This window comes from Streptomyces sp. NPDC020780, assembly GCF_044334475.1.
In the GTDB taxonomy this organism is placed as follows: Bacteria; Actinomycetota; Actinomycetes; order Streptomycetales; family Streptomycetaceae; genus Streptomyces.
The window spans coordinates 59,764-82,423 of record NZ_JBIRTB010000006.1 but is presented as its reverse complement, the minus strand read 5'-3'; the positions used below and the strand labels follow the sequence as shown (position 1 = coordinate 82,423).

The window sequence follows — 22,660 nt, the reverse complement described above, 5'->3', positions numbered from 1 at the left end:
CCGTACCCCAGTCAAACGGCGAGGCCAGGGCGAACCGGGCGTCAATCGCGCAGGCGCAGGAAGCGCGGGGGCACGGAGTCGGTGAGCCATACGCCGTTCGCGCTGACGTAGAACGAGTGGCCTGCCCGGTGCATGGCGCCGGCGTCCACGGACAGCACCACAGGGACCCCACGCCGGGCGCCGACGCGGGTGGCCGTCTCACGGTCGGGTGAGAGGTGGACGTGGTGGCGGGCCATGGGCCGCAGCCCCTCCGTGCGGATGTCGCCGAGTACCCGGGCCACTGTGCCGTGGTAGAGGTAGGGCGGTGGATCGACGGGTGACAGGCCGAGATCGACCGGTACGGTGTGGCCCTGGCTCGCCCTGATGCGGCCGTCGGCCACGGCGAACCGCCTCTTGTCGTTGGACGCCACCACGTGTTCGATCTCGGCCCGGCTGACCGCGAAACCGTGCCGGGCACACGCCTGGAGCAGTTCTTCGATGGCAACCCAGCCGTTCGCGTCGAGAGTGATCCCGATTCTGTCCGGCTGGTGACGCAGATGCCTCGAAAGGTACGCGGACACCTTCACGGTGCGTTCTTCGTTCATTTCGAGAGAATGCCGCACACCGAAACCCGGTGTACCCCAATTTCGGAGCACCGCTGCGGGCTTCACGGGGCAAGTCGATCTTCAAAAAAGGAGGTTCGCGTACGTGCAAGTAACCTCCCATACAGGCAGATAAGTTAAGCAACTGCCCTGTCCATGACCGGTACCACGCTCGAAGACCACAACACGTTCGACCGGCAACAGGGTTGTTGCGGCGCCACGGAGTGGCGAGAACCCATGCGGCCTTTGCGTGGTGGGGTGTGGCGGCATCGACCTGCCTCTCGGTGGTCTCTCGCATAGCCTCCTCCGCAGTCTTCTGCAGTCTTCTGCTGGCGTCATGTGCCGCAGGGCGTCTGAACGAAGCGGCATTTGGGCAGCGTGCACGCAGTCGGCGACCAGCCGCCCGTCTTCGTCACAGCGGGGGGCGCAGCCGCGCGACCGCGCGCAGTCCCCGCGGGCTGAACCGGGCCAGCAGTCGGGAAGCGCGGGCTTCCGGTGTGACGGGTACGACCGCCCTGTTGTCCACCACCGCCGTGAGGATCTCGTGAGCCACCTTCTCCGGTGGGTAGTTGCGGAGCGCGTACAAGCGGCCGGCCCGCCGGCGGAGGTTCCGCTCCTCCGCCTCGTCCACTCCGGCGAAGTGTGCCGACCCGGTGATGCCCGTGTCGACGATGCCCGGGCATACCGCGGTCACCCCGATGGATCGCGCGGCCAGTTCGGCACGCAGGCATTCGCTGAGCATCAACACCGCGGCCTTGGACGTGCTGTAGGCCGACAGCGCGCGCGACGGCTGATAGGCGGCTGCAGAAGCGACGTTGACGATGTGGCCGCCCTGTCCGCGGCCGGCCATCTGCCTGCCGAAGATCCTGCAGCCATGGATCACGCCCCACAGGTTGACGTCGAGGACCTCACGCCAGTCCTCAGCCGTGGTGTCCAGGAACGAACCGGAAAGCCCCGCACCGGCGTTGTTCACCAGGACGTCCGCGATGCCGTACGCCTCGGCGACCCTCTGGCCGAACTTCTCCATGGCCTGCTCGTCGCCGACGTCGACCGTCTCGCTCCACGCGGCCGCCGCGCCCCGCAGACGAGCCGCTTCGGCCGTCCGCGCCGCGCCCTCCCCGTCCCGGTCCGCAGCCACCACCCGCGCTCCCGCCGCGGCGAAAGCGAGCGCGGTGGCCCGTCCGATGCCCCCGGCCGCCCCTGTGACCACCACCAACTGGCCACCGAAGCGGTCCGCATGCACTCCGGCGGGGCTGTCTCCCCGCACGTCCGGACCCTCCTCGCCCGCTGCCTCGACGGTGCTGACGAACTCGCTGATCCAGGCCGACAACTGGTCCGGCCTGGTGCGGGGCACCCAGTGTGTGGCAGGCAGCGAGCGCCGCAGCAGCTGAGGGACCCAGAAGTCCAGATCGTCGTAGAGCGTGGGCGACAGGAAGGCATCACGGGTCGGGGTGATCAACTGGACCGGCACATGGGCGTACGCGTCCGTACGCGGCCTGCGCATGCGGGCCCTGACGTTGTCACGGTAGAGCCATGTCCCGTGCGCGGCGTCCCGGGGGAGCGAGGCAGTCGGATAGTCCCGCGAAGACACCTTCTCCATCCGCTCCAGGATGCGCGGCCACTGCCTGCCGAGCACCCCGCGCCAGGCCATTTCGGGCAGCACCGGCGTGTGCAACGCGTACACGTACCAGGACTTGGTGCCCTGGCCGATCACCTGGGCGACGCGGCGGGGGCTCGGCCGAGACAGCCGCTGCTTGATCCAGTGGCCGAAGTGGTCAAGGGACGGACCGGACATCGAGGTGAACGACGCGATACGGCCCTTGGTCCTCTCCACCGTGGCGAACTCCCAGGACTGGACGGAGCCCCAGTCGTGCCCGACGACATGGACAGGGCGGTCAGGGCTCACCGCGTCCGCGACGGCCAGGAAGTCGTCGGTCAGCTTCTCCAGCGTGAAGCCCCCGCGCAGCGGTCTGGGCGCCGTCGAGCGTCCGTGTCCCCGCACGTCGTACAGCACCACGTGCCATCGGTCCGCCAGCCGGTGCGCGACGTCGGACCAGACCTCCTTGCTGTCCGGATAGCCGTGCACCAGCACGATGGTCGGCTGCGCCGGATCGCCCAGCTCGGCCACGCAGAGCCCGATCCCACCCGTACGGATCCAGCGCTCACTCGCACCCCGCAGATTCACGCAGCCTCCTCGTCCGATGTGCGGCCGTTGTGCGGCCGTCGCGGTACGTGCTCGTAACGTGACATCGATGAATGTGGCAATCCGGGGGAGCCTGCGTCAAGGGAGGGCCGGGACCTGTGGACAAGCCCCTGTGGACAACGCCCTGTGGACAAGGCCGGCACGGCATCGCGCACAGACACGGCCGCCGAGGCGCGCCTGGCGCAACCCGCCGCCGGCCCCCTCGCGCGCGGAGGGCCCCGTGGCCGGCTCCTCCCCTGTGCGGTCCCCTTACGGGTTCGTACGCCTGGAGTCGGACCCGGATACAACCGCCTGGTCTGACGACTCGTGTGGCGCGCGCCACTAGCGTCGTCCACGTGACTGTGATCGCAACCGAAAGCCTGAGCAAGCGGTTCCCCCGGGTGACCGCGCTTGACCGGCTCTCCTTGGACATCGGACCGGGCGTCACCGGCCTGGTGGGTTCCAACGGGGCCGGCAAGTCCACCTTGATCAAGATCCTGCTGGGTCTGTCCCCCGCCACCGAGGGCCGGGCCGCGGTGCTCGGGCTCGACGTCGCCACGGAGGGCGCCGCGATCCGGGAGCGGGTCGGGTACATGCCCGAGCACGACTGCCTGCCGCCGGACGTGTCGGCGACCGAGTTCGTCGTCCACATGGCTCGGATGTCCGGGCTGCCGCCGACGGCCGCGCGCGAGCGCACCGCCGACACCCTGCGCCATGTGGGGCTGTACGAGGAGCGCTACCGCCCCATCGGTGGCTACTCGACCGGCATGAAACAACGGGTGAAGCTGGCTCAGGCGCTGGTCCACGACCCCCAGCTGGTTCTGCTGGACGAGCCGACCAACGGGCTCGACCCCGTCGGCCGCGACGAGATGCTCAGCCTGATCCGCCGCGTCCACACCGACTTCGGGATCTCCGTCCTCGTCACCTCCCACCTGCTGGGGGAACTGGAGCGGACGTGCGACCACGTCGTCGTCATCGACGGCGGAACGCTGCTGCGGTCCAGCTCCACCAGCGACTTCACGCAGACCACCACGACGCTGGCGGTCGAGGTCACCGACAGCGACACCCACCCGGACGGCACGGACGCGCTGCGCCGCATCCTCACGGGCGCCGGTATCAAGCTGGTCGGACACGACGGTGTCGACGCCGAGGGGCTGCCCGGTGCGGGACACATCCTCCTCGTGGAGGCGACGGGTGACGAGACGTACGACCTGGTACGGGACAGTGTCGCCGAGCTCGGACTCGGTCTCGTCCGGATGGAACAGCGGCGCCACCACATCGCCGAAGTCTTCCGCACCACGGGGACAGCAGAGGCGGCCATGACCGTGGCAGCCGGCGCCGGACAGCAGAAGGGGAGCGGTCGGGATGAGCACTGAGACCGGGACCGCGACCGGGAGCGACACCTCCCGGATCCACAACATCGGCTACCGCTCCTACGACGGCGTACGCCTGGGCCGGGCCTACGCCCGCCGCTCGCTGTACTCGCAGTCCCTGCGAGGCTCCTTCGGACTGGGCCGATCCGCCAAGTCCAAGGTGCTGCCGATGCTCCTGTGCGGGGTGATGTGCCTGGTGGCGCTGATCCTCGTCGCGGTGGCCATGGCCACGCCCGGCATGACGAAGCTCCCCATCAAGTACACGGACTTCGCGATCTACCTGCAGGCCGTGATCGGGCTCTTCGTCGCCTCCCAGGCTCCGCAGTCCGTCTCCAGGGACCTGCGTTTCAAGAGCGTCCCCCTGTACTTCTCCCGGCCGATCGAGCGGGTCGACTACGTCCTCGCGAAGTTCGCCGCCATGGCGTCGGCCCTGCTGCTCCTCACCGGGCTGCCTCTCGTCATCCTCTACGTGGGCGCGCTGCTCGCGAAGTTCGACTTCGGTGTCCAGACCAAGGGCTTCGGGCAGGGGATGGTCTCGGTGGCACTGCTCTCCGTACTGTTCGCCGGACTCGGGCTGGTCGTCGCCGCGCTGACACCGCGCCGGGGCTTCGGCGTCGCCGCGGTCATCGCCGTACTGACCATCACCTACGGCGCGGTCTCCACGGTCCAGGCCATCGCCTGGGAGACGGACTCCGCCGGTGCCATCACCTGGCTGGGACTGTTCTCGCCCATCACACTGATCGACGGGGTGCAGACGGCGTTCCTCGGCGCGTCCTCCGCCTTCCCCGGCGGCGAGGGTCCCGGAGCCGCCGCCGGTGTCGTCTATCTGATCGTTGTCCTCGCGCTCGTCGCCGGCTCGTACGCCGTCCTGATGCGCCGCTACCGGAGGGTCGGGCTGTGACCACCATCGAGATCGACCACACCTCCCGCTGGTTCGGCAACGTGGTCGCCGTCAACGACGTGAGCATGACCGTGGGCCCGGGAGTCACCGGGCTGCTCGGGCCCAACGGTGCCGGCAAGTCCACGCTGATCAACATGATGGCCGGCTTCCTCGCCCCCTCGACCGGCAAGGTCACGCTCGACGGTACCCAGATCTGGCGCAACGAGGCGGTCTACAAGTCGATCGGGATCGTCCCGGAGCGGGAGGGGATGTACGACTTCCTGACCGGTCGCGAGTTCGTCGTCGCCAACGCGGAACTGCACGGGCTGGGTGACGCGGCAGCGCACAAGGCACTGGCCACCGTCGAGATGCAGTACGCGCAGGACCGCAAGATCTCCACGTACAGCAAGGGCATGCGCCAGCGGGTGAAGATGGCCTCCGCCCTGGTCCACGACCCCTCGGTGCTGCTCCTCGACGAGCCGTTCAACGGCATGGACCCGCGTCAGCGGATGCAGCTGATGGAACTGCTGCGGCGGATGGGCGCGGAGGGCCGCACGGTCCTCTTCTCCTCGCACATCCTGGAGGAGGTCGAGCAGCTCGCCTCGCACATCGAGGTGATCGTGGCAGGCCGCCACGCCGCGTCCGGCGACTTCCGGAAGATCCGCCGGCTGATGACGGACCGGCCGCACCGCTACCTCGTACGGTCCAGCGACGACCGGGCGCTCGCCGCGGCGCTCATCGCGGACCCCTCGACCGCGGGGATCGAGGTCGACGTGGCCGAAGGGGCCCTGCGCATCCAGGCCGTCGACTTCGGGCGCTTCACGACGCTGCTCCCGCGGGTGGCACGCGAGAACGGCATTCGGCTGCTGACCGTTTCGCCTTCCGACGAATCCCTCGAATCGGTCTTTTCCTATCTCGTAGCGGCCTGAGTAGTGGCCTGAAAGGAGCTGTGACGTCATGTACGACCCCACAGTCGCCCGGCTCACCTACCGGGCCCTGCTCGGCCGGCGCCGGGCCGCCATCCTGTTCGTCCTGCCCGTCCTCCTGGTGGCCATCGCCGTCGCCGTACGCGCGTTCGCCGGAGCCGATGACGGTGTGGCCTCCGGTGTGCTCGGCGGATTCGCCATCGCCACGATGGTGCCGCTCATCGGCGTCATCGCGGGAACGGGGGCCATCGGTCCGGAGATCGACGACGGCTCCATCGTCTATCTGCTGGCCAAACCGGTGAAGCGGCCGACGATCATCTTCACCAAGCTGATCGTGGCCGTGTCGGTGACGATGCTCTTCTCGGCGCTGCCGACGTTCGTCGCGGGACTGATCCTCAACGGCAACGGCGGGCAGATCGCCGTGGCCTACACGATCGCGGCGCTGGTCGCCTCGATCGCGTACAGCGCGCTGTTCCTCCTGCTCGGTACGGTCAGCCGGCACGCCGTGGTCTTCGGTCTGGTCTACGCGCTGGTCTGGGAAGCGCTCTTCGGCAGCCTGGTGCCGGGCGCCAGGACGCTCAGTGTGCAGCAGTGGTCCCTCTCGGTCGCCGAGAAGGTCGCCGGGGAGGGCCAGGTCACCTCGGACGTCGGTCTGCCGCTGGCCACCGTGCTCCTGATCGGCGTCACGATCGCGGCCACGTGGTACGCCGGTCAGAAGCTACGGGGGCTGAAGCTCGCCGGTGAGGAGTGAGACCGGACCCACTCGCAGCCCCTGCCCGTTCGGGTGGGGGCTGTTCCATGAGCCGGCCCTGAAACGCGTAACGGTAGGGTTATCGGCTCGTTGGGTGAAGTGCGTGGAGGCAACTGGAATCTGTGGCGTCGAGCTTTCGTGAACGAGGGGAATGCCGGCAGCGGTGAGGCGGTGCCCGCCGGGCCGGTCATCGAGTGAGTGGCAACCGTGAGCGTCCTCCGCCCTCGCAGCCCGGGGTCAGGGCGGTCCCTTGCCGTACCCGCGCACGAAAGGCATGCCCATGCCCACTGAAGTCGCCCTGCTCGAATCCCACGCCCTGCGTGTCGAGCAGATGGAGCGCGTCGAAGCACTGGACAAGGTCAAGAGCCTTGTCATGCTCCCCGATGGCATTCACCTACGCACAGAAGACGTGGCTAGGTACTTCGAAGTATCCACCGAGGTCATCAAGAAGGTGACCCAGCGTCATCGTACGGAGGTGGAGGAGAACGGTCTCAGGCTGCTGCGGGGCTCTGAGCTGCGACTCTTCCATGGGGACATGATGTCCCTATGGGGCCCGGAAGGGAGGGAAAGTTATCCACAGGCGGTCACGCAGCTCACGCTCTACACCCGCAGAACCGTGCTCAACGTCGCCATGCTTCTTCGCGACAGCGACATCGCGCGCAGCGTCCGGACCCACCTGCTCGACGCCGAGGAGGACCTCCGGGCGTCCTACGTGTCGCTCGACAAACGGGTCACCCGCATCGAAGGCTGCCTCGCCGGAGTGGGAAGCGCGCTCCAGGAGCTCGGCCCCGTGCTCGGCCGGATGTCGCATCGCCTCGACTCCCTCGACCGGAAGCTGGAGGTCACCCACCAGATCGTCGGCGCCATCAGCCTCCGGCTCACCGACGTCTCGCAGGACATCGTCCGGCTCGACACACGCATGGACGAACTCGCCCGGCGGCTCAAGGAACTGAGCCGCCGCACGCACGGCTGACCGTTCGGCCGGCCGCAGAGGAACGCCGTTCCGGGGCCATCGGAAAACCGGTGGCTCCCGGGCTGCGTCCTGGGGCACAGTGTGCGTCGGCGCAGGGGACCGGCGTAAGGAGCCGGCTCGGAGACCCAGCGTTCACGAGAACCGGGAGAGGAGCGCGGCGATGACCGGTAGGAGTCCGTCGAGTTCCCTGCAAGGTGGTCCGCAGCAGGCACCGCGGTAGCTACATCAGCCACGCGGAACTGCCCGCAGCAGGACCCCGGGTGGCCTTCGGCGCGCATCGCGCGGCCACCTCCCGGAGGATTGGCCGAGTGGTAAGGCAGCGGCTTGCTAAGCCGTCGTCGGGGCGCACCCCCGCGCGCGTTCGATCCGCGCATCCTCCGCAGACCGCAGACCGCAGACCGCAGACCGCAGACCGCAGACCGCAGACCGCAGACCGCAGACCGCAGACCGCAGACCGCAGAACCCTGGAACGCACTCGGCACACCGCACGTGGAGCAACCGCGTGCTGGGACCCGCTGCCGTCCTACGCCCCGCTCGTCGGCGCCAGGACCGGCAGCGGGTCGGGCGCGGCCCTCCGCCTTACGCCCGCAGAGGCGACCGGAGCAGTTCCTCCAGAACCACCGCGATGCCGTCCTGATCGTTCGACGCGGTGATCTCGTGCGCTACGGCCTTCAGGTCGTCGTGCGCGTTGGCCATGGCCACGCCGTGCTGAGCCCAGCCGAACATGGGAATGTCGTTGGGCATGTCGCCGAAAGCCAGCGTGTCCGCCGCCTTCAGCCCGAGACGGCGGGCGGCCAGGGACAGGCCGGTCGCCTTGCTCAGTCCGAGGGGGAGGATCTCCACGATGCCCGGGCCCGCCATCACGATGTCGACCAGGCTGCCGACGGCCTGCCGTGCGGCCTTCGCCAGCGCGTCGTCGCCGAGCTCGGGATGCTGGATGTAGACCTTGTTCAGGGGAGCGGCCCACATCTCGGCGGGGTCGTCGACCAGGAGGGCGGGCAGCGGCCCTTCCTGCACCCTGTAGCCGGGCCCGACGAGCACCTCGCCGTCGAGCCCGTCACGGCTCGCGGCCAGCGCGAGCGGACCGATCTCCGCCTCGATCTTGGACAGGGCGAGGCCCGCGAGCTGCCGGTCCAGGGTCAGAGAGGTCAGCAGCCTGTGCTCGCCGGCGTGGTACACCTGCGCGCCCTGGCCGCACACCGCCAGGCCGTCGTAGCCCAGATCGTCCAGTATGTGCCGGGTCCACGGCACAGCGCGCCCGGTGACGACGATGTGGGCCGCGCCGGCCGCGGTGACCGCGGCCAGCGCCTCACGCGTGCGAGCGGAGACCGTGTCGTCCCCGCGCAGCAGCGTGCCGTCGAGGTCGGTCGCGACGAGCTTGTAGGGGAAGGTCACGTGGCGACCGGCTCCAGGACCTCGCGCCCGCCGAGATACGGACGCAGTACTTCCGGCACCCGTACGGAGCCGTCGGCGAGCTGGTGGTTCTCCAGGATGGCCACGATGGTGCGGGGTACGGCGCAGAGCGTGCCGTTCAGCGTGGCCAGCGGCTGCACCTTCTTACCGTCCCGCATGCGCACGGAGAGCCGGCGGGCCTGGAAGCCGTCGCAGTTGGACGCGGACGTCAGTTCGCGGTACTTGCCCTGAGTGGGGATCCACGCCTCGCAGTCGAACTTCCGGGAGGCGGACGCACCGAGGTCGCCCGTGGCGACATCGATCACCTGGAACGGCAGCTCCAGGGCGGTGAGCCACTGCTTCTCCCAGTCCAGCAGCCGGCGGTGCTCGGCCTCCGCGTCGGCCGGGTCGACGTACGAGAACATCTCCACCTTGTCGAACTGGTGGACGCGGAAGATGCCGCGGGTGTCCTTGCCGTACGTGCCTGCCTCGCGGCGGAAGCACGGCGAGAACCCGGCGTAGCGCAGCGGCAGCTTCTCGGCGTCGATGATCTCGTCCATGTGGTACGCCGCGAGCGGCACCTCGGAGGTGCCGACCAGGTAGTAGTCGTCCTTCTCCAGGTGGTAGACGTTCTCCGCGGCCTGGCCGAGGAAGCCCGTCCCCTCCATGGCGCGCGGGCGTACCAGTGCTGGGGTGAGCATCGGGACGAACCCGGCCTCCGTGGCTTGCGCGATCGCCGCGTTGACGAGGGCCAGTTCGAGGAGCGCGCCGACGCCCGTGAGGTAGTAGAAGCGCGATCCGGAGACCTTGGCGCCCCGCTCCATGTCGATGGCGCCCAGCGCCTCGCCGAGCTCCAGGTGGTCCTTGGGCTCGAAGCCCTCCGCGCCGAAGTCGCGGATGGTGCCGTGCGTCTCGAGGACGACGAAGTCCTCCTCACCGCCGACAGGAACGTCCTCGTGGACGATGTTGCCGAGGAGCAGGAGCAGCCGCTTGGCCTCGGCGTCGGCCGCGTCCTGAGCGGCATCCGCCGCCCTGACCTCGGTCTTCAGCTGATCGGCCTTCCTGAGGAGCTCGGCGCGCTCTTCGGGGCCGGCCTTGGGGATCAGCTTTCCGAGCGCTTTCTGCTCGGAACGGAGTTCGTCGAAACGGACGCCGGACGACCTGCGCAGCTCGTCGGCGGAGAGCAGGGCGTCGACGAGGGCGACGTCCTCTCCACGGGCGCGCTGGGAGGCGCGAACACGGTCGGGGTCCTCACGGAGCAGGCGAAGGTCAATCACCCCCCAAGGCTACCGGTGCGGCGATCCACCACTCGAACCGATATCGCCAAGCGCAGCATTTTGCCCTAATTGCCGGAATCGGGAATCGTGTAGCGAATCGGTCGGGCCCGGGGGTGGAGGCGGTCGATAAAGGCTGCCCATTACCTCGAAAAGGGGGCAAGTGCCCCTCCGGGTGACGCATCAGCAGTGCGGGGCAGGGGAGTTGGGGGCGCAGGGCCGGTCATCTTGTCCACAGGGGCCCTCGGGTCGATTCAGTTATCCACAGGCTGTGTGGAAGATCTGTGGACATCGGAAGTGATCGTTCCACGAGACTGCACGAGGCGCGGATTCACGCCTCAAACCTGGCCCATGCACTCATTCGAGTGGGAATTCTGCGCCCTGGGGAGTTGATCAGCGGAATTCGAGTGGCACCGACCCGCCCTCACTCCTTTCGAGGGGCCGCCGCCACGAGGTCATGCGTCGACCGTGCTGCCCGGAGGTGTCGACTTGTCCCCAGGTGAAGACGCGCGCCTGTGGATAACTCTGGGGGTGAGGAGACATCCGCAGGTAGGACCGGTCGTAGGCTGCCGAGCCTGCCCGGGAAGACCGGCTTCGTCCGGGAAGCCCGGAACCGCCCGTCCCGATCAGTCCCCTCGAGAGCGGCCCGGCCGGGTCCACCGCAGCAGGCGTCAGCTTCCGCAGCGGCCGGCCGTTCCCCGATGCCGTCACCGCCTCCGGCGCCGTCACCCATCCGGACAACGTCACCGACTCCGACGCCCTCACCACCCCGCGACACTCCCGTCCCCGAAAGGCCCCGCGACCGTCAGACCCGTCCGTCCTGGCTCCGCGCCAGCCAGTCGGACGCCTCCGTGAAGTCCTGGTCCGACGTCCCGGGCCGCAGGGCGCCCACCTCTTCCGGAGACACCCCGGCCCGCGGATAGGAACCCAGGAAGCGCACCTTCGGGCAGATCCGCTTCAGACCCATCAGTGCCTCGCCCACCCGGCGGTCGGCGATGTGCCCCTCCGCGTCCACGGCGAAGCAGTAGTTGCCGATGCCTTCGCCGGTGGGCCGCGACTGGATGAGCATCAGGTTCACCCCACGAACGGCGAACTCCTGCAGCAGTTCGAGCAGGGCACCCGGGTGGTCGTCGCCGAGCCAGATGACCACGGACGTCTTGTCGGCCCCGGTCGGCGCGGACGGCCTGGCGGGACGACCCACCAGTACGAAGCGGGTCTGCGCGTTCTCCGCGTCGTGGATCTCCGTCACCAGGGGCTCGAGTCCGTAGGTCGCCGCGGCGAACTCACCGGCGAAGGCGGCGTCGTACCGTCCCTCCTGCACCAGCCGTGCGCCGTCGGCGTTCGACGCGGCGGACTCCCATACCGCGTTGGGGAGATTGGCCGCCATCCAGTTGCGTACCTGCGGTTGTGCGGCCGGGTGCGCGGTGACGGTCTTGACGTCCGACAGCTTCGTACCCGGGCGCACCAGCAACGCGAACGTGATGGAGAGCAGCACCTCGCGGTAGATCATCAGCGGTGCGCCGGTGGCCAGCTCGTCCAGCGTCGCCGTGATCCCGCCCTCGACGGAGTTCTCGATCGGGACGAGCGCTGCTGCCGCCTCCCCGTTGCGCACCGCGTCCAGAGCCGCCGGCACCGAGAGCATCGGAGCGAGCTCGCGTGTGGCGGCTTCCGGGAGAGTACGGAGGGCAACCTCGGTGAAGGTGCCTTCGGGGCCGAGATAGGCGTAGCGCGTGGCTGACATACGGTCACCCTAATGGGCTGCCGGAGGCGACCGTGCGGTCTCACGCCTCCAGCAGCCGCTGCCCCACGTACTCCCCGGCAGCGGCACCGCCCGGAACAGCGAAGAGAGCGCTCGCCTCGTGCCGGACGAACCGCGACAGTGCGTCCCCGCGGTCGAGCTTGCGCTGCACCGGGATGAAGCCCTTGAACGGATCGGCCTGCCAGCAGACGAAGAGCAGCCCGGCATCCGGCGTGCCGTCCTCGGAGATGCCGTCGTGGTACGAGAACGGGCGACGCAGCATCGCGGCGCCACCGTTCTTCCCTGGGGAGGCGACCCGGGAGTGGGCGTTCTCCGGGATCAGCAGCTTCCCGTCCGGACCTGCCTTGTCCAGGTCCATGGGGGTGCTCTCGGAGCCGCCGCTCAGCGGGGCGCCGTCCGCCTTGCGCCGTCCGATGACCTGTTCCTGACGCTCGACCGTGAGCGCCTCCCAGTCGTCCATGAGCATCCGGATCCGACGGACGACGGCGTACGAGCCGTTCGCCATCCAGGCGTGCGCCGCATGCCCCCCGGACGGTACGAAGATCCGCCCGTCGAAGTCGTCCTCGGTCGGCTTCGGATTGTTGGTGCCGTCTACCTGGCCCATCAGGTTGCGTGCGGTCATCGGGCGGTCCGTGGCACCCGGGGTGCGGTTGAAGCCGTTCATCTGCCACCGCACCCGGGCCGTCGGACCGGCCTCCTTCTGCAGGGCGCGCAGCGCGTGGAAGGCGACGAGTGCGTCGTCGGCACCGACCTGGACCCAGAGGTCGCCGCCGGACCGCTTGGGGTCGAGGTGGTCGGAGGAGAACGGCGGCAGCGGATCCAGCGCGGGCGGCCGGTGCGGGATCAGACCCGTACGGTCGAAGAAGGTGCGCCCGAATCCGAAGGTGACGGTCAGGGAGGACGGCCCGGCGTCGAGGGCCACTCCCGTGTCGTGTTCCCGGCCGCCTTCCGCCGGTTCTCCGGCCATCAACCGTTGCGCCACGGCCGACCATCTGCGCATCAGCGCGGCGGCTTCCCTGCGGCCCGCCCCGGCCGCCAGGTCGAAAGCGACCAGGTGCCCGCGTGCCTGAAGCGGGGTGGTGATCCCCGGTTGATGTTTCCCGTGAAACATCACCTCGGTCGCGCCGATCGTGGTCAGCGCGGTCGGAGTGTCGTCGCGCGCCACGGCGTACCCGCCCGCGCCCCCCGCCGCACCGAGCACCAGGCCGGCTGCCCCGGCGGCTCCCGCGCCGCCGATCAGCCGCCGTCGGGAGACGCCCGGCCCACGGGACCCGTCGGCGGTGGGCGCGCTGTGATCGTCCATCTTTTTGCTCAACCTGCTCAACCTGCTCAGCCGATCTTCACGTTCTTGTCGATGGTCGTCTGGTCGATGTCCGAGGTCCGTACGGTCACCGTGATCTTCCAGTCGCCCGCCAGGGGGATCCGTACGGACCTCGCCGTCCAGTGTCCGGTGGTGAGACGCTCGGGGACGACCGGCAGCGGACCGATGTCCTTGGACTCCAGGGTGAAGGCCAGTTTCACTTCGGGGACGTCCATCGGGCGGTCGTCGGCGCCGTCCACCCAGAGATGCACATCGTTCGAGCCGGTCAGGCCCGGGCTGATGTCCAGCCGTACGGTGCCCTTGCCGTTCGTGCCGCCGGTGTCGAAGGGCACGCTCAGGTTCACCTGCCCACCGCTCACCGGCGCGGCGGCGGCCGTCGTGCCGCGGGTGGCCTCTTCCTCGGTACGTCCGGGCTCGGTGGACGTCAGGACCGTCGTGACCGCGAGAAGCACGACGGCGACGCACGCTTCGACCAGCACGGACCGGCGCAGCCCGGAGCGGTCAGGATCGGCGTCGCGCGCCCGCTTCTTCTCGGTTGCCGTCAGGGCGGCGCGTTGCCGGGCGAGTTGGGCAGCCCGCTCCGGGCCCACCCGGCTCTCGTCGGCCGCTTCCGCCGGCGCCTGCCCGCTGTCGGCGACCGGCGCTTCCGAAGCCGAAGCCGAAGCCGAGCCCGTATCGGCCCCCGTCCCGGCATCCCCCTGCTCCGTATCGTCCCCGCCCCCCGCCAGCCGTGCCGTCCACTGCCGTGAGATCCACGCGACGCCGACGAGCACGGCGATCAGCGCCACCTTGACGATCAGCAACTGCCCGTAACGGGTACCGGTCAGGGCGGACCAGGATCCGACCTGCCGCCAGGACTGGTAGAGGCCGGTCGCGGTGAGTACGAGCACGCTGCCGAACGCCAGCCGGGAGAACCGCCGTACGGCACCCGCCGTGATGTCCGGGGTGCGGTACAGAGCGACCAGCAACGCGGCCAGTCCGCCCAGCCACGTGGCCACGGCGAGCAGGTGCAGGATGTCGACCGGCATGGCGATGCCCGGCTGGATGCCGGTGGAGGCGTGCTCGGCCAGGGCCCATGTGCCGGCGATGCCGATCGCGATGACCGCACCGCCGACCGCCAGCCCGAAGGTGAGGTCCTGTTTCTCCTTCTCGTCCTCGCGCCGGGCGTACGTCCCGAAGAGCACGGCGATGAAGAGGGCGGAGGCACCCAGCAGGAGGAGCCGGGAGACCAGCGCGGCCCCCGGCCTGGTGTCCAGGACGGCCTGGAGCCCGTCGAGGTCGAAGGCGTCGGCGAGTTTCCCGGACCCGGTGTACGGGGTGCGCAGGAGCAGCATGGCCAGGGTGGCCGCGGTGAGCGTGACCCACCCACGCACGACCAGACGCTGCAGTGCCCGCGCGCCCGCCCCGCGCCGCCAGCAGGCGAGTACGAACGCCGACCCGCCGGCGAGCAGGATGAAGCCGGCGTACGCGGCGTAGCGCGCGACGCCGTAGAGGCCCCCCACGAGGCCGCCGCCCGCCTCCTGCGAGGGCAGCGTGACCGTCGTTTCCGAGGGGGCGCCGACGGAGAAGGTGAAGGCTCCGGACACCGGGTGGGAGTCCGCGGAGACGGCCTGCCAGGCGACGGTGTAGGTACCGTCGGGCAGACCGCTGTGGAGCGCGACTCCGTACCGGACGGTGCCCCCGCTCGTCAGGTCGCGAGGGGCCCCGTCGTCGGCCCGTTCACCGCTCGGGTCGAGGATCCGGATCGAGCCGTCCCCCATGGCGACCTGTTCCGAGAAGGTGAGCGTGACCTCCTCGGGAGCCGTGGCGATCACCGCCCCGTCCTGCGGGTCGCTCCCGGTGAGCGCGGCATGCGCGGACGCGGGGCCCGCGCCGGCCAGCACCAGGCCGAACAGCAGGCTGAACAGCGTGGTGAGGAGCGCGGCCGCCGCGAGCGGCCGTCGTGCCGGAGAGTGCCCGAGGTGCGGGGCGGTGACCGTCATGGGGTGTCAGTACCTCACTGCTTCTTCGGGTTGTAGGTGGTCTCCTTCACGGGCACGTCGACCGTGATGGGGTCGGCCTTCTCGAAGTGCAACTGCAGGGCGACCGTCTCCCCCTGCTTGGGCCGCTCCTTGAGGTCCATGAACATGATGTGGTTCCCACCGCGCTCGAGGTCGAGCTCACCGCCGGCAGGGATCTCGAACGAGGTGACCATGCGCATCGCCTGGTTCTTCGTCTCGTGGATGGTGACGCTGTCCGAGAGGGAGGAGGTCACCGAGGTGAGCCGGTCGGTGTCGCCCCCGCTGTTCCTCACGACGAGGAACCCGGCAGCCATGTCGCTGACGGGCTGCGGCATGAAGGCGCCGGTCACCTCGAGCTCGGGGCCGTCGGCCGAGGAGCAGCCCGTGAGTGCCAGCCCGGCGGTGAGGACAGCCGCACCGGCGAGGGCGGTACCGCGGTTCACGGGTTCTTCCCCTCGACGAGCGCGGGGAGGTCCTTGGTGTAGTCCTCGGCCGTGGTGTCCTCGCTGTAGAGCACGTACCCCTTGTCGGTCTTCGGGGAGAACGCGATGACCTGGGCCCCGTGCATCGAGACGATCGTGCCGTCCTTCTCCTTCTTCGGCGCGTCGATGCCGATGCCGATCTGCCGGGCGCCCGCCTGGATGGCCGCGAAGTCGCCGGTGAGGCCGGTGAAGTCGGGATCCTGGGCCTTGAGCCAGCTGCCCAGGGACGCAGGGGTGTCCCGCTCCGGGTCGGTCGTGACGAAGACGACCTGGAGCTTGTCCTTGTCGGCCTGGGGCAGGGCCCGCTTGGCGAGCGCGATGTTGCTCATGGTCAGCGGGCAGACGTCGGGGCAGTTGGTGTAGCCGAAGTAGATGAGCGTCGGCTTGCCCTTGGTCCGCTCGCGCAGGTCGTACGCCTTGCCGTGCGTGTCGGTGAGGACGAGATCGGGCTTGGTGAAGGGCTGGTCGAGTACGGTCGCCGGCCTCGACGGCGTGCCGCCGGAGACATCCGCGACGGACGTGTCCTTCGGGGTGTCGCTGCCGCAGGCGGACAGGGTCAGTGCGGCCACGGCGGCGAACGCCGCGGCCAGCACCTTCTTCTTGCTGTGCATGGAGAGCTGGTTCCTGGTCTGTGGTGCGGGTGGTGGAGTCGTGCGGTCAGGCGGAGCGGCGACGGCCCGCGAGGACGCCGAAGGCGACCCCCGCGATCCCGACGGCGATGCCGACGATGCCCAGGACCCGGGCGGTGGTGTCGTCGGCCGACGACGAGGACGCCTCCTCGGTGGAAGCCGTCGTCTCCTTCGCGTGGTCGTCCTCGCCGTCCTTGTCGGCCGCGGCACCGCCGTGGGCGTCGGCCGCCGCGGCGGTCAGCGCCAGGACGGGCGCGGGGCTCTCGGGCTCCTCACCGCCGGCGGTGGGCTCCTCGATCCATCGGACGACTTCCTTGGTGTTGTAGGTCTGCAGCGTCTTGAAGACCAACTGGTCGGCGTCCTCGGGAAGCTGGCCGACGGAGAGCGGGAACTGCTGGAAGTAGCCCGGCCGGATGCCGCTGCCGTCAGCGGTCCAGGTGACCTTGGAGACGGCCTCGCCGATCTTCTTGCCGTGTACATCGATGGGCTCGGCGAGCTTGCTCTTCGTGACGACGACCTTCCAGCCGGGCACCGCCTGCGGGCTGACGGAGGCCAGCGGGTGGTCGGACGGGAAGTTCACCTCGACCTTCACCGTCGAGGCGTCGTCACGCTCGTTGGGAACCTTGAAGTTGACGGTGGCGTAACCGCCCTTGGCGGCCTCGCCCTGCGGCTGCACGCTGACGTGCGCGAAGGCCGGGCCGGAGAGCAGCAGGACGGTGGAAGCGGCGATGCCGCCCGCGAGGGCGATACGTGAAACGTTCATGGCAGGGGTCACTCCACGGGGCACGAGGGAAGGTGGTCCAGCGCGCGGGTGCGCGACGGCATCACGGCCACCTCGTCCCGGTTTCCGGCGGAGGGGCCGCGTCAGGCTGCGCGTACGAATACGGGCGGTGGGCCCCGCCTGATCACCATGTGCTGGAGGAGTTCCCCGGCGGCGGGCGCCGGTACATCGGCGGCGCTGCGGGGACGGCGCGGCCCGGTGGCGGGCAGCCCGGGAAGGCCGGCACGCAGGGCGCGTACGAGGGCCATGGCGGCGCGCAGTGCCCGGAGCCTGGCCCCGGCCGCGAGCTCCCGGGCGCCGTGCACCGAGAGCCGCACCAGCCGGAACAGCGCGATCTCGCCGCGGCGCAGCAGCCAGCCGGTGGCGAGGGCTGCGATGAGGTGCCCGAGGAACATGGGCAGGCTCGGCATCAGTCCGGACAGCAGCGCGGCCAGCGTGCCGGGGTCGGCCGCGGAAGCTGTGTCCGGCGTCACCGCGGTCGTGAGGTGCGTGTGCGCCCCCGCCACGGTCGCGGGGTCGATGCCCGCGGCCGAGACGATGCGGTGGGCCTGCCCGGCACTGATCTGCGAAGGCCCCTCGCCGCACACCAGCCCGGAGGCGAACCTGATCAGCGAGTCGTCCGCGGACGGCATCGCCGGGTGCGGTGCGTGACGTCCCAGCCCGAAAACGGTGTGCAGGGCGAGCTGCCCGGTGGCCAGCGCGGCGGCGATCGCGGGGAGGGACCGTTCGCGTCCGGCGAGCGCCGCCGTGACGACGAAGACTCCGAGGAACGCGGCGAGCAGGGTCCGTCCGGGTACGGCCGCGCCTGCGGCCAGCCCGTGTCCTGCCGCGGCCAGCACGACACAGACCGCGGTGAACACCGCGGTCCTCAGGAGCCGCAGACCGGCTCCGGCGCGTGCGACAGGCATAGACATGGCGGGGTCATCATCGCACTGTGCCCAGGGTCTCCGTACGGCAGGTCCGGAAGGTCGGTATCCATCCCCATCGGGTCGATCGTGGAGGCTTGTACCTGTTCACGGAGGCTCGGCGGGAGAACGCGGACCGGGCATACACCGGTATACGGAACATTCGCATCCGCCGAATGAGCGCTGTCACGGACGATTCGTGCTTACGGTGCGCCCCCTGCGGCAATACGTAACCGTAGTCGAGCCGCAGCCAGGAGGCTGGAGCATGAGCATGTGGTGGTCACTCCATTTGCGGCGCGAAGCTGCGAGCGTTCCGCTCGCCCGTCGTTTTCTGATCGGCACCATGGAGACCGCGGGGGTGGACCCGGACATCTCCTACGACCTGTCGGTCGCGCTCGGCGAAGCCTGCGCGAACGCCGTGGAACACGGCGGCCGCCGGGACGGCAACGGGGCCGCAGGTACCGACGACGCCGGTCCCCGGGAGGACGGGCAGCCCGGACACGGTGGCGAGCAGTACCGGGTCACCGCCTATCTGGACGGCGAGAAGTGCCGTATCGAAGTCGCCGACTCGGGACCCGGTTTCCCCGCCCGGCGCACGCTTCGCACCGCAGCACATCCGTCCGCGGGACTTACCCCGGACCCGCAGCCGACGGCGGAGCACCCGCCGTCCTTCCATGGGTACGCCGGCCGGCCGGTGGAACACCCCCCTGCCATGGCCGAGAGCGGCCGGGGGCTCTGCCTGATCGAGGAGCTCGCCGATCACGTCCACTTCGCGAACCGTCCGGGCCACGGCGCGGTCGTCAGCTTCGACAAGGTCCTGAAGTGGCGCGAGGGCGCGCTGCTCATGGTGTCCTGAGCAGCGCGCCCCCGGGTGCGCCGGGCAGCGCCGGTGGCGTCAGCCCTTGAGCCCGGCCATCCACGCCTCGACGTCCTCGGCCCGGCGCGGCAGCGCGTCGGAGAGGTTCCGGTTGCCGTCCTCGGTGACCAGGATGTCGTCCTCGATCCGGACACCGATACCGCGGTACTCCTCCGGCACGGTCAGGTCGTCGGCCTGGAAGTACAGTCCGGGCTCGACCGTGAGGCAGACACCCGGCTCCAGGATGCCGTTGACGTAGGACTCGGTGCGGGCGGCCGCGCAGTCGTGGACGTCCATGCCGAGCATGTGGCCGGTGCCGTGCAGGGTCCAGCGGCGCTGGAGTCCCAGCTCCAGGACCTTCTCCACGGACAGGTCGCCCAGCAGGCCCCACTCGACGAGCTTCTCGGCGAGGACGCGCTGTGCGGCGTCGTGGAAGTCGCGGAAGGCGGCGCCGGGCTTGACGGCCGCGATGCCGGCTTCCTGCGCCTCGTAGACCGCGTCGTAGATCTTGCGCTGCAGCGGGCTGAAGTGGCCGTTGATCGGCAGCGTGCGGGTCACGTCCGCGGTGTAGAGCTCGTCCGTCTCCACGCCCGCGTCGAGCAGCAGGAGTTCGCCGGGACGGACGGCGCCGTCGTTGCGGACCCAGTGGAGGGTGGTGGCGTGCGGGCCGGCGGCGCAGATCGATCCGTAGCCGATGTCGTTGCCCTCGACGCGGGCGCGGAGGAAGAACGTGCCCTCGATGTAGCGCTCGCTCGTCGCCTCGGCCTTGTCGAGCACCTTCACGACGTCCTCGAAGCCGCGCGCCGTGGCGTCGCAGGCCTTCTGGAGCTCGGCCACCTCGAAGGCGTCCTTGACCAGCCGGGCCTCGGAGAGGAAGACGCGCAGTTCCTCGTCGCGCTCCGCCGTGACCTTGTCGGTCAGGGCGCTCTCGATCCCCGCGTCGTGACCGCGGACGACGCGCACCGGACCCGTGGCCTCGGCGAGCGCGGCCGGGAGCTCGCGGACGTCCTTCGCCGGGATGCCCAGCAACTGGCCGGCCTCGGACAGGGAGTTGCGGCGGCCGACCCAGAGCTCGCCCTGCCCGTCGAGCCAGAACTCGCCGTTCTCGCGGTCGGAGCGGGGCAGCAGGTAGAGCGTCGCCTCGTGACCGGCCCGGCCCCCGGATCCGGCCGGCTCGAGCACCAGGACGCTGTCCTGGGTGCGGTCGCCGGTGAGGTAGGCGTACTCGGTGGAGGCGCGGAAGGCGTACTCGGTGTCGTTGGAGCGGGTCTTCAGGTTGCCCGCGGGAACGACGAGCCGCTCGCCGGGAAAGCGGGCGGAGAGTGCGGCGCGGCGCGCGGCGGTGTACGCGGCCTGAGGGATCGGCTCCAGACCGTGCAGTTCGGTGTCGGCCCAGCCGGACTTCATGTTCTCGGCGAGCTCATCGGAAATGCCCGGGTACAGGCCGTTCTTCCGCTGCTTGATCGGCTCTGCTTCTGCGGCTTCCGGGGTCTCCGGGGTGAGCTCCTCAGACACGATTTGTCTCTCCTTATACGACACTGGGCCCCGTCCATCGTACGGGCGTACGGAAGGGGGCACAGGGCCGGAAGACCTCTTACCTGCCGGGAGCGGCCGTCAGTCGAAGCGTGCTGCCAGGACGACGACGTCCTCGCCCTCGCCGCCCCGGTCGAGGCCGTCCGGCAGGACGGTCCGCAGCACGTGGTCCGCGACGGCCCCCGGATCCTGCCGCAACCCCTGCGGCACACCGGCCGCCGCCGCGTGCAGCCGTGCGAACGCGCGGTCCATGGAGTCCGCGGTGCGGCGCAGCAGCCCGTCGGTGTACAGCAGCACCGTTTCTCCCGGGCCGGGGGAGAACTCGACGCTCGGCGCCTCCCAGCAGGAGAGCATGCCGAGCGGCGCGGAGAGGGAGGTCTCCACGAACGCGGTCCGCCGGTCCCCCGTCACCAGCGGTGGGGTGTGCCCCGCTCCCGCGAGCAGGACCGTGCGCCGGTCGGGTTCGCAGTACGCGTAGAGGGCCGTGGCGGCGGTCGCCGGTTCGGTCATCCGCAGCAGGAGTTCGAGATCGGAGAGTACGGCGACGGGGTCCTCGCCCTCCATGACGGCGTAGGCCCGCAGACCGGCGCGGAGCCGGCCCATGGAGGCCAGGGCGGCCGGTCCGGATCCGCCGACGGAGCCGACGGCCAGGCCGAGGGTGTTGCCCGGCAGGGGCAGCGCGTCGTACCAGTCGCCACCGCCCCGGGGCGAGTCCCGGTGGCGTACCGCCAGCCGCACTCCGGGCAGGCGGGGCAGCCTGCTGGGGAGGAGTTCCTCGGCGATGACGGCGGCATCCGCCCTGGCGTGCTCGAGTTCCACCAGACGGGCCAGGTGTGCCGCGGCGTACCGGGTGTACAGCCCGGTCACGTGGCACTGGCGTTCCAGGGGTTCGGCGGGCTCGTCGTAGAGCCATACGGCGGCGCCGAGCCGCCCGGTGGCCTCGGTGAACAGGGGGACGGTGTAACTGGCGGCGTATCCGAGCCGTGCGGCGACCTCGCGGCAGCGGGGGTCGAGGCTCGTGTCGCCGAGGATGTCGGGGGTGGCCAGCGGGTCGTCCGTGTCCGGAAGGCCTTCGAGGAACCGGCCGTAGGGGGTGGTGCCGCGGGGGAGCGTCTCGATGTGTCCGAGTTCCGCGTGGGCGAGGCCGAGTCCGACGGTCCGGGACGGCACGGCCCCGTCCGCCGGTTCGAGCACGAGGAGGCCGCGGCGGGCTCCTACCAGGGCGGCTCCGGCGCCGAGCAGTTCGTCCAGGGCGCTGTCGAGGGTGCTGGTACCGGCCAGCCGCTCGGTGAGTTCGTGCAGCGTCGTGAGATCGGAGATCCAGCTCGCCAGCCGGTCCTGGAGGAAGGCTGCGGGCGCGGGCGGTAGGCCCTTCGGCGGAGCGGCAGTGTGCGTTGAAACAGGAACCGTGGGATCGATTCCAGCCACTTTTGGCAGGTGTGGGGCGCTCATGGCAGTCGGCTTTCCGAGCGGTGCGTTTCGGTGAGTAGCATCGCAAACCCCCATGTCGATCTGCGCCGCTATCAGTGCGTCCACAGGTACACGCACCCACATGTACACGCACAAGGAAGGGGATGTCCAGCATTGTCCTCGGGGTATTCGGGCGGTCCGCAAGTCAGGTAACTTGGCCAGAAAATGCACCCCCGCGCGCCTATTTGCGATCGACTGGGCGTGCCCGACAAGGGGCGCTCCCGGGGTGAAGTGCCGGGGAGCGCGTCATCCCGGTCATGCTGGGTACGTAATCGTTGATGGCCAGGGGCGGTTGCCAACGCCCCGGAACCCGACAGTGTGCCCGGACGTCCCCACCCGTGACGACCGCACCCCGACCCGCGAGCGGCGGGGTCCGCACCAGGGGCGGCACGCGCGAAGCGCACGCCGTCCGCGCGATGTCCTGACCGGGCACGGCTCAATTCAACTCGGTTCAGCTCCATCAGTTCGGTTCCACTCTGTTCGGCTCGGCTCACGCTCGGCACCGACTGACGTCCGTACCGCAGACCCGATGAGCACGTACGCACAGTGAACAGTCCCACGCGTGAAGTGACGGTCGCGTGGAGTGATGTGA

At 70.0% G+C, this 22,660-nt stretch carries 19 protein-coding genes and 1 tRNA gene; 7 read left to right on the top strand and 13 right to left on the bottom strand.

The genetic code is table 11. The features are described from left to right. Positions 1-41 precede the first annotated feature (41 nt). Both ACH4VO_RS13200 and ACH4VO_RS13195 read right to left on the bottom strand, forming a co-directional pair. Positions 42-584, bottom strand: coding sequence for an RNA 2'-phosphotransferase (locus ACH4VO_RS13200; RefSeq protein ID WP_360994351.1), 543 nt, complete (start codon positions 582-584; stop codon positions 42-44). A 409-nt stretch (positions 585-993) separates the two neighbouring features. Then, positions 994-2,766 (bottom strand): SDR family oxidoreductase, encoded by a 1,773-nt coding sequence (locus tag ACH4VO_RS13195; RefSeq protein WP_360994348.1) that lies wholly within the window; start codon positions 2,764-2,766, stop codon positions 994-996. Between the two features lie 359 nt (positions 2,767-3,125). On the opposite strand from ACH4VO_RS13195, the gene ACH4VO_RS13190 reads away from it, so the two are divergent. The 6 genes from ACH4VO_RS13190 to ACH4VO_RS13165 all read left to right on the top strand — a co-directional run bounded on the left by ACH4VO_RS13190 (position 3,126) and on the right by ACH4VO_RS13165 (position 8,046). Beyond that, complete coding sequence (locus ACH4VO_RS13190; protein WP_360994460.1) at positions 3,126-4,139, top strand: ABC transporter ATP-binding protein; 1,014 nt, start codon at positions 3,126-3,128, stop codon at positions 4,137-4,139. Beyond that, positions 4,129-5,037, top strand: a complete 909-nt coding sequence (locus tag ACH4VO_RS13185; protein ID WP_360994345.1) for an ABC transporter permease — start codon at positions 4,129-4,131, stop codon at positions 5,035-5,037. The genes ACH4VO_RS13190 and ACH4VO_RS13185 overlap by 11 nt, the downstream gene beginning before the upstream one ends. Further along, positions 5,034-5,945 (top strand): ABC transporter ATP-binding protein, encoded by a 912-nt coding sequence (locus tag ACH4VO_RS13180; RefSeq protein WP_360994342.1) that lies wholly within the window; start codon positions 5,034-5,036, stop codon positions 5,943-5,945. The genes ACH4VO_RS13185 and ACH4VO_RS13180 overlap by 4 nt, the downstream gene beginning before the upstream one ends. A gap of 28 nt (positions 5,946-5,973) precedes the next feature. Then, positions 5,974-6,693: an ABC transporter permease gene (locus ACH4VO_RS13175; protein WP_360994340.1), complete on the top strand. Its 720-nt coding sequence runs from the start codon at positions 5,974-5,976 to the stop codon at positions 6,691-6,693. Between the two features lie 280 nt (positions 6,694-6,973). Then, a complete protein-coding gene (locus ACH4VO_RS13170; RefSeq protein WP_360994337.1) occupies positions 6,974-7,666 on the top strand; it encodes a hypothetical protein in 693 nt (230 codons plus the stop codon). A 294-nt stretch (positions 7,667-7,960) separates the two neighbouring features. Further along, positions 7,961-8,046, top strand: a tRNA-Ser gene (locus tag ACH4VO_RS13165). Between the two features lie 199 nt (positions 8,047-8,245). Here ACH4VO_RS13165 and ACH4VO_RS13160 read toward each other — a convergent pair. From ACH4VO_RS13160 to ACH4VO_RS13120, 9 genes are all read right to left on the bottom strand, one after another. Further along, entirely contained in the window at positions 8,246-9,061 is an 816-nt protein-coding gene (locus tag ACH4VO_RS13160; RefSeq protein ID WP_360994335.1) for an HAD family hydrolase, read from the bottom strand. Further along, positions 9,058-10,335: a serine--tRNA ligase gene (gene serS, locus ACH4VO_RS13155; RefSeq protein WP_360994332.1), complete on the bottom strand. Its 1,278-nt coding sequence runs from the start codon at positions 10,333-10,335 to the stop codon at positions 9,058-9,060. The genes ACH4VO_RS13160 and serS overlap by 4 nt, the downstream gene beginning before the upstream one ends. An 802-nt stretch (positions 10,336-11,137) precedes the next feature. Continuing rightward, a complete protein-coding gene (gene pheA, locus ACH4VO_RS13150; protein ID WP_360994329.1) occupies positions 11,138-12,073 on the bottom strand; it encodes a prephenate dehydratase in 936 nt (311 codons plus the stop codon). 40 nt (positions 12,074-12,113) lie between these two features. Next, on the bottom strand, positions 12,114-13,394 hold the full coding sequence (gene efeB / locus ACH4VO_RS13145; protein ID WP_360994326.1) for an iron uptake transporter deferrochelatase/peroxidase subunit: 1,281 nt from the start codon (positions 13,392-13,394) through the stop codon (positions 12,114-12,116). Positions 13,395-13,420: 26 nt separating this feature from the next. Next, complete coding sequence (locus ACH4VO_RS13140; RefSeq protein ID WP_360994324.1) at positions 13,421-15,394, bottom strand: copper resistance protein CopC; 1,974 nt, start codon at positions 15,392-15,394, stop codon at positions 13,421-13,423. Between the two features lie 14 nt (positions 15,395-15,408). Beyond that, positions 15,409-15,855 (bottom strand): copper chaperone PCu(A)C, encoded by a 447-nt coding sequence (locus tag ACH4VO_RS13135; RefSeq protein WP_360994322.1) that lies wholly within the window; start codon positions 15,853-15,855, stop codon positions 15,409-15,411. Beyond that, positions 15,852-16,505 carry an SCO family protein gene (locus tag ACH4VO_RS13130; RefSeq protein ID WP_360994319.1) on the bottom strand — a complete coding sequence of 218 codons (654 nt, stop codon included), beginning with the start codon at positions 16,503-16,505 and terminating at the stop codon, positions 15,852-15,854. The genes ACH4VO_RS13135 and ACH4VO_RS13130 overlap by 4 nt, the downstream gene beginning before the upstream one ends. 46 nt (positions 16,506-16,551) lie before the next feature. Next, positions 16,552-17,286, bottom strand: a complete 735-nt coding sequence (locus tag ACH4VO_RS13125) for a YcnI family protein (protein ID WP_360994316.1) — start codon at positions 17,284-17,286, stop codon at positions 16,552-16,554. 101 nt (positions 17,287-17,387) lie between these two features. Next, positions 17,388-18,218: a hypothetical protein gene (locus ACH4VO_RS13120; protein WP_360994313.1), complete on the bottom strand. Its 831-nt coding sequence runs from the start codon at positions 18,216-18,218 to the stop codon at positions 17,388-17,390. Between the two features lie 256 nt (positions 18,219-18,474). Between ACH4VO_RS13120 and ACH4VO_RS13115 the strand changes: the two genes are divergently transcribed. Then, the gene (locus tag ACH4VO_RS13115) at positions 18,475-19,065 is read left to right on the top strand and encodes an ATP-binding protein (protein WP_360994310.1); all 591 of its coding nucleotides are present in this window, start codon (positions 18,475-18,477) and stop codon (positions 19,063-19,065) included. A gap of 39 nt (positions 19,066-19,104) precedes the next feature. On the opposite strand, the gene ACH4VO_RS13110 is transcribed toward ACH4VO_RS13115, so the two are convergent. Beyond that, on the bottom strand, positions 19,105-20,580 hold the full coding sequence (locus tag ACH4VO_RS13110) for an aminopeptidase P family protein (RefSeq protein WP_360994307.1): 1,476 nt from the start codon (positions 20,578-20,580) through the stop codon (positions 19,105-19,107). Positions 20,581-20,679: 99 nt separating this feature from the next. Continuing rightward, entirely contained in the window at positions 20,680-22,050 is a 1,371-nt protein-coding gene (locus ACH4VO_RS13105; RefSeq protein ID WP_360994304.1) for a PP2C family protein-serine/threonine phosphatase, read from the bottom strand. Between the last annotated feature and the right edge of the window lie 610 nt (positions 22,051-22,660).